Annotated in this window: 4 protein-coding genes and 1 pseudogene; all 5 read left to right on the top strand. The window is 31.5% G+C overall.

The features are described from left to right. Nucleotides 1-759: pseudogene (locus tag ACHZC3_RS01525) on the top strand (MFS transporter); the annotation flags it as partial. A 115-nt stretch (nucleotides 760-874) separates the two neighbouring features. Then, nucleotides 875-1693 carry an energy transducer TonB gene (locus ACHZC3_RS01520; RefSeq protein WP_394758111.1) on the top strand — a complete coding sequence of 273 codons (819 nt, stop codon included), beginning with the start codon at nucleotides 875-877 and terminating at the stop codon, nucleotides 1691-1693. Nucleotides 1694-1943: 250 nt separating this feature from the next. Next, on the top strand, nucleotides 1944-2816 hold the full coding sequence (gene lipA, locus ACHZC3_RS01515) for a lipoyl synthase (RefSeq protein ID WP_394758110.1): 873 nt from the start codon (nucleotides 1944-1946) through the stop codon (nucleotides 2814-2816). A gap of 74 nt (nucleotides 2817-2890) precedes the next feature. Further along, nucleotides 2891-3889, top strand: a complete 999-nt coding sequence (gene gap / locus ACHZC3_RS01510) for a type I glyceraldehyde-3-phosphate dehydrogenase (protein ID WP_394758109.1) — start codon at nucleotides 2891-2893, stop codon at nucleotides 3887-3889. Between the two features lie 32 nt (nucleotides 3890-3921). Further along, the coding region (locus tag ACHZC3_RS01505) for an ATP-binding protein (protein ID WP_394758108.1) at nucleotides 3922-5647 on the top strand (1726 nt) is incomplete at its 3' end.

Below are 5647 nucleotides of genomic sequence, written 5' to 3'. Positions count from 1 at the left end.
GCTCAACTTACTGTAGAGTTAGCTGGAGATTGGACAATTGCTTATTTTATAGGAGGAACGCTGGGATTATTACTCTTATTTTTAAGAATTGGTGTGGTAGAATCTGGTATTTATAAAAGTTTAGAAAAAACAACAACTATTGCAAAAGGAAATTTCTTTTCTTTTTTCACCAATAAAACTCAATTTATAAAATATCTAAAATGTATTGCCATTGGACTTCCAACATGGTATTGCATCGGGATTTTAGCCGTTATGGGAAACCAGTTTGCACCAGCATTTGGAATAGAAAGTATAACGCCAGGCAAAGCCATTATGTGGGCATATATTGGAATATCTGTTGGGGATTTCTCAAGTGGATTTATTTCTCATTGGTTAAAATCTCGTAAAAAAGCTATTTTTTATATGATGGTTTTTACAACAATTGGGGTTGTTTTGATGTTGTTTGGAGGAACAAAATCAGAGAATATGTACTATTTTTATTGTGCTTGGCTGGGATTAGGAACTGGATATTGGGCAATGTTTGTGACTGTTGCAGCAGAACAATTTGGAACCAATATAAGAAGCACAGCTACAACTACAATCCCGAACATGGTCCGAGGAACACTTCCGTTAATGCTTTTGGCTTTCGATAGACTAAAAGTAAATAATGGAGTAATAATAGCTGCGGCAATAGTAGGAATCATTGTGTTTGTACTCGGAATTTACTCAACACTAACTATTCAAGAAACGCATAATAAAGACTTAGATTTTACGGAATAAATAATTATTTTATTAAAATTTTGCATTTAATATGTATTTAACAAAATTTTGGCACGGTTTTTTCATATAACTAATCAGAACATTAGAAGATTATTAATTATAAAAACCGAAAATTATGTCAAAATTAAACATTAACAAAAACGAATGGCTAGAGTTAGTTTTTGAAGGAAAAAACAAAGAGTACGGAGCGTATCAATTGCGCCAAGACGATGGAAAAACAACAATAAAAGCTTTTTTTAGTGCAATAGCATTAATTACTGGAATTGCGATATTGCCATTAGTATTAAGTTCATTTGCGGATAAACCTGTTATTCATCCATATATTGAGGATCCTGGGTTAGAAGTTACAAATGTTATACTTCCTCCTAATCAAATAAAAGAAGAATTACCAGTATTAAGAAGTGAGCCGCAAAAACCTGTGACATCTCAAGACTTAATAGATCCAACAATTGTTAAAGCTAATGAAGCTCCAGATGTTGCATTTACAAAACCTGAAGAAGTTGGCAACACAAATACAACTAACACGAACACAACAGGAACTGGAGTTGGTCCAAACCCTGGAAATATCGACACAGGAACAGTAATTACTGTACCTGCAGAAGATCCAGAAGGAATTAAACCATCTGGGATTTTAGACAAAAGCCCAACATTTCCTGGAGGAATAGATGAATTTTTGAAAACTGTGGGTAGAAAATTTGTTACACCAGAAATTGATGAAGAAAAAACAATAAAAATTCTTGTATATTTTGTTATCGAGAAAGATGGAACATTATCTAACATTACTGTTCCTAAAAACCCAGGTTTTGGTTTAGATAAAGAAGCAATTCGTGTTCTTAAATCTATAAAAACAAAATGGGAACCTGGAATATACAAAGGAAAACCCGTTAGAACTTCTTATTCTTTGCCAATTATGGTTAAGATGCAACAAGAATAAATTAAATAAACAAATTGGATAAAGCGTACTATTTTAGTGCGCTTTTTTTAGTTCCAAAAATTAAAATGAACTCCTAACTAACCCTGATTGAAGTGGAAATCCTGTCTCGACTTTTGGGACGAGACAGATTAAAGCGAAAGCAGGAATAGGAATACCAAGAATGCCCGAGCAATTCGTTCCTAAAATCTATTCTCTAAAATCTGAAATCTAAAATCTAAGTCTTATCTTTGCAAAGCAAAAACAGCATTTTATGGAAACTGTCTTAGAATCAAATATACTTCCTGTTGGAAAGCCAAAATGGTTGAAAGTAAAATTACCTATTGGTCAGAAATACACTGAACTGCGTGGTTTGGTCGATAAATACAAACTCAACACCATTTGTACCTCTGGAAGTTGCCCAAATATGGGCGAATGCTGGGGAGAAGGAACAGCAACATTTATGATTTTAGGAAATGTTTGTACACGTTCTTGTGGTTTTTGTGGTGTAAAAACAGGTCGTCCAGAAACGGTTGATTGGGATGAACCCGAAAAAGTAGCACGTTCTATAAAAATCATGAACATCAAACACGCTGTAATTACAAGTGTAGATAGAGATGATTTGAAAGATATGGGTTCTATAATTTGGATTGAAACCATAAAAGCTATTCGAAGAATGAATCCAGAAACCACATTGGAAACACTTATTCCTGATTTTCAAGGTGTAGAAAGAAATATAGACAGAATTGTAGAAGCCAATCCTGAAGTTGTTTCTCATAATGTAGAAACCGTTCGCAGATTAACTCGCGAAGTGCGTATTCAGGCAAAATACGATCGTAGTCTTGAAGTATTACGCTATTTAAAACAACAAGGAATACGCAGAACAAAATCTGGAATCATGCTAGGTTTAGGCGAAACCGAAGAAGAAGTGATACAAACGATGAAAGATTTGCGTGAAGCAAATGTAGATATTGTAACTATTGGTCAGTATTTACAACCAAGCAAAAAACACTTGCCTGTAAAAGAATTTATTACTCCAGAGCAATTTGAAAAATACGAAATTCTTGGTAAAGAAATGGGTTTCCGTCATGTAGAAAGTGGTCCATTAGTTCGCTCGTCATATCACGCACAGAAACATATTTTATAAAAGGTTTATTTGGTTATTCGGTTATTTGTTTAATCGGTTAACCAAATAACCGAATAACCAAATAAACAAAAACTTTGAAAATTCGAATTGCTATAAATGGTTTTGGGAGAATTGGTCGAAATTTATTTCGATTGCTACTTGACCATCCTACAATTGAAGTGATTGCCATAAATGATATTGCTGATAATAGAACGATGTCGCATTTATTAAAATATGACAGCATTCATGGTGTTTTAGCTTCCGATGTTTCGTTTGATGAGAATTCTATTTTAGTTGATGGAAAATCATATACTTTTTTTCACGAAAAAGAAATAAAAAATTTAGACTGGAAAGCCTTAGATATTGATTTTGTTATAGAATCGACTGGAAAATATAAGACTTACGACGAAATAAATGCACATATTTTGGCTGGTGCCAAAAAGGTAATCTTATCGGCTCCAGCTGAAGTAGAAAATATAAAAACCATTGTTCTTGGTGTAAATGAGAACATTCTTGACGGAAACGAACTCATTATCTCTAACGCAAGTTGCACAACAAACAATGCAGCACCAATGATTAAGGTTATTAAAGAATTGTGTGGTATAGAACAAGCCTATATTACAACTGTACATTCATATACTACCGATCAGAGTTTACATGATCAGCCTCATAAAGACTTACGAAGAGCTCGTGGTGCTAGCCAATCTATAGTTCCTACAACCACTGGTGCGGCAAAATCGCTAACCAAAATATTTCCAGAATTAGAAGGCAAAATTGGAGGTTGTGGCATTCGAGTTCCTGTTCCTGACGGTTCTTTGACAGATATTACTTTTAACGTGAAACGAGAAGTGTCTATAGAAGAAATAAATCTTGCTTTCAAAAAAGCTTCTGAAAATGAACTAAAAGGAATTCTTGCTTATACCGAAGATCCTATTGTTTCTGTCGACATTATTGGAAACAGAAACTCCTGTTTATTTGATGCTCAACTCACTTCGGTTATAGATAAAATGGTAAAAGTCGTAGGCTGGTATGATAACGAAATAGGATATTCATCTAGAATTATTGACATTTTATCTGTAATTAATAAAAAATAACTATATTTATATAGTTTTCATAACTGATAAAGATGTTAAAAAACTTATTTTTAATTTTAATTTCATTTATTACCCTCACTGTTTTCTCACAAAACGGACGGAAATATACGTCAAAAATTGACAGCTCTTTTTTTTATACTGAAAAAGCTAACTACTTCAGAAACAATAAAGTTTTTGACAGCGCACTAGAAAACGCTAATAAATGTATTGTGTACGGTCAAAAAATTAAAAATATTCCTGCACTTGCAAATGGTTATTATAGTTTAGCGATAATTTATATTGATATCAAAAAATATGATATTGCAATAGAAAAATTATTACGAGGTGTATCTATTTTAAATACAATTGAACCAAACTCAAAACTAGCATTATCCTACTATAATTTAGGATTATGTTATATGCAAAAAGAAAATTATAGTAGAGCGGAATCTTATTTTGAAAAAGCAAATTCAATATACGAAAGTATAGATTTAGCAAATGCAAAGAACATGGTAAATCTTCAAAAAGGACTCATGTATCTTGAAAAAAATCAAATTACTCTTGCTGAAAATATATTTCAGCAAATTGCACATTTACCTGTTAGCAAAGACACATTTAAACTACAATCTGAAGCATTATATCAATTAGGAAGTTTAAAATCTAAAGAAAAAATAAATAATTTAGCCTTAAACTATTTGAATAGAGGGTATGAGTTAAGTATTGAAAACAGAAATATAGATCAGCAAATAAAAATTTCAAAAAGGATAAGTGAAGTATATGAAAATATGCGACAAAATAATAATTCGCTTAGTTATCTTAAAATTTATACGAAACTTAAAGATTCAATAGAAATAGTAGCAAAATCTGAAACAAAAAGCATCATAACCGAACGCTTTAAGGTAGATGAGATTATGCGAACTATGGAAAAAATGGACAAGGAGAAAAAGCAACAAGTAAAAGCAAGTAAGTTTTCTAAGCTGATTAATATACTCAGCATTGCATTAATCACAATCCTTTCACTTTTAAGTTTATCATTATATAAAAACAATATTATTAGAAATAAATCGAATAGTTTACTTCGCGATAAAAATAGTGAATTAGAAACCGCAAAAGAAAGAATAGAGAAAGCATCGAAAGCACGTGCCGAATTTTTATCGACAGTAAGTCACGAATTAAGAACACCTCTTAATGCAATTAATGGAATTTCGCATATTCTATTAGAAGAAAAACCTAAAGCTAGTCAAATTGAATATTTAAAATCATTAAAATTTTCTGGTAATTATTTGCTTACCTATATTAATGAAATTCTTGAAATTAACAGAATTGAATCTGATAATATAGAAATTGAAAATATTAATTTTGATATAAAAGAACTACTCAACAATATTCAAAATTCGTTAAAAGAGCAAGCCAGTCAAAACAATAACGATTTTACGTTAGAAATAGATAGTGACGTTCCAGAAATACTAGTAGGAGATCCTACAAAACTTTCTCAAATATTTATTAATTTAATAAACAACGCACTAAAATTTACTCAAAATGGAAGAATAAGTGTAAGTTCAAAACTTATAAGCCGAGATGGAGATAATTGTAGGTTAAAATTTGAGATACAAGATACAGGAATTGGAATTCCAAAAGACAAATTAGAATCTATATTTGAGAGTTTTTCTCAAGGTTCAGTCGAAATTAACAGAAAATATGGTGGAACTGGGCTTGGTTTAACCATTGTAAAAAGACTTATTAACTTAATGGGTGGCAAAATATTAGTAAAGAGTGAAA

Origin of the sequence: Flavobacterium sp. (assembly GCF_043720215.1) — a bacterium.
Lineage (GTDB): Bacteria > Bacteroidota > Bacteroidia > Flavobacteriales > Flavobacteriaceae > Flavobacterium.
This window is presented reverse-complemented; position numbering and strand designations above follow the sequence as displayed.